This is a genomic window from Pseudoduganella sp. RAF53_2, from assembly GCF_052113985.1.
In the GTDB taxonomy this organism is placed as follows: Bacteria; Pseudomonadota; Gammaproteobacteria; order Burkholderiales; family Burkholderiaceae_D; genus Rugamonas.
Genome location: NZ_JBFRDW010000968.1, coordinates 1 through 1,485 on the forward strand (window position 1 = coordinate 1; position 1,485 = coordinate 1,485).

Below are 1,485 nucleotides of genomic sequence, written 5' to 3' on the forward strand. Positions count from 1 at the left end.
ACCTTGGGTCAGGGATTCGCAACTCCGCTGGTCCCAGACGCGATGTGGTTGAGTTCGGAGCGCTAGCAAGCGGATTGTGTCGCTCGGTCTGTTTCGTCGCCGGAGAGGACGGGGCATCCTGTTTTAATCGGGCGTTGCGCCGTTGCCAGATGCATGCAGTGTACGCCACTGAAGTGCGCGTACGATTAGCGTCCGTATCGACCTGCCTCGCACGTGAGATAGTTTTTTCCCGCTTGCGTGCGGTAGTTGGTCATTTATCCGGCTTGAGGGAATCGGTGACCGACAACTTGCGCCTTAGCGAGGGATCGTACAGGACGCGCATGATCGTGGCCGTCTTCAGTCCATACATCTGCAGCAAGGTGTCTGCATACTGTCGGCCTGCAGTGTTCAAGACGCGGACTGCACGATCGCACACCGCCGCAGTGGCCAGATTAACGCGACGCTTTGGTGTTTCCACGGAGGATTCCGCGGAACCTATCGTCGATGGCGTCCGGAGCGATCCGCCAGTAAAGGTTCCGGGCACAGTCATCGCGTTCCGATCGAGTAGATGATCGTTGTGACGGCACGGGCCGGTACCGGAGAGAACGCAGGCTGCGACATCTGCCTCGATTGCGCAATGCCGCAATAAATTGTACTAGTTCAAACTTGATCCGACACGAAATGTCAGATGAGCTAGAGTTCTGCCAGGCCTGTACTAACCCCGACCCGTTCTAATACTTGGCGTCATACGAACGACCGCTTCCGCAGCGATTAGTGTCGTTCGGCTTCCATCAGCTTGGTCTGCGAGCGATCATTTCCGCCACCTCGTCGCACCACGCGATGTAGGCTTGTTCGGCCAGCACGCCGCGGCGCGTCACCAGCAGCGGTCCCAACTGCTTCTCGGTCARCACAGCTTGCCTTTCGAGGAAGAATTCAAGCTGCGCCACGTGGTCGGCGCGAACCTCGCGGATTTGCTGTAGCGCGGTGTCGCGCGGCAGCAGATCGAAACACAGTACCCGCAGTATCTGCTCATCCTTGATGGCCGGGCGCGGCGAACCTTTCGCCACCCATGCCGTCAACTTCTCGATGCCCGCCGCGGTCAGGCTGTAGATTGAACGTTCCGGCCCGCGCGTTCCGGGCAGGCGTTCCGATCGAATCAGCTCGTCCTTCTCCATTTCGCGCAAGGCCGGATACACCGAACTATGGTCGACTGACCAGCAATGCTGGCCTCCCTGCTGAAGCCATTTGGTCAGCTCGTAGCCAGAACGCGGCTCGTTATAAATACCGGCCAACAGCACATTTTTCAGCGGCTTTTCCTTACCGGCGTCCTTCAGATCACTCACTCGCCTTGCTCCTTCTCCTTGGTCACCTCAACGCGCAGGCAAATCAACTATGTTAGTTTTGACATAGTTAAAAATCCATGGCACTATGTATTTTCCTACATACCAGATCTTACCATGGCGGTCCGAGAAGGCGCCGCTCGTTGTTCATTGATCACTTCACTCA

The 1,485-nt window shown here is 57.1% G+C and carries 1 protein-coding gene; it reads right to left on the reverse strand.

Going from position 1 to position 1,485, the window contains the following annotated elements; genetic code table 11:
- Positions 1–770: 770 nt before the first annotated feature.
- Positions 771–1,322 carry a PadR family transcriptional regulator gene (locus AB4Z11_RS31495; RefSeq protein WP_442030083.1) on the reverse strand — a complete coding sequence of 184 codons (552 nt, stop codon included), beginning with the start codon at positions 1,320–1,322 and terminating at the stop codon, positions 771–773.
- Positions 1,323–1,485 lie beyond the last annotated feature (163 nt).